The 400-nt window shown below is 77.5% G+C and carries 1 protein-coding gene; it reads left to right on the top strand.

Annotated elements, in window-relative coordinates; all coding sequences use genetic code 11:
• A partial coding sequence (locus tag DBR36_RS18720; protein WP_258222962.1) for an amidase family protein occupies nt 1-334 on the top strand: 334 nt, incomplete at its 5' end.
• Nucleotides 335-400: the final 66 nt, after the last annotated feature.

Here is a 400-nt window from a genome sequence, read left to right as displayed (position 1 = left end):
CATCACCGCCGCCGACGAGGCCGCCGCCCGCCGCGATCTCGAGCCGATCGCCGCGCACCTCGCCGATCTCGTCCACGACGCGGTGCTGATCTTTCCGACGGTTCCCGGTCCCGCACCGCTCCGGACCGCCGATGTGGATGCCGTCCGCTCCGCGACCCTGCGCATGACCGCGCCCGCCGCGGCGGCGGGGCTGCCCGCGGTCTCGGTGCCCCTGCTGACGGTCGGCGGCGCGCCCGTGGGCGTGTGCCTGGTGTCCCGCGCGGGCACCGACATCGCGCTGGTCCGCCTCGCCCGCCGCCTCGAGGCCCTTGTCGCGGCGGGGGGCGGCCGATGACCCGCGAGGTGTGTGCCGCGCTCCGGAGAGAACGCCACGAGCAGCGGATCCCCGCCGACCGACGGG

The organism is Microbacterium sp. HMWF026, from assembly GCF_003061325.1.
Lineage (GTDB): Bacteria > Actinomycetota > Actinomycetes > Actinomycetales > Microbacteriaceae > Microbacterium > Microbacterium testaceum_E.
This window is presented reverse-complemented; position numbering and strand designations above follow the sequence as displayed.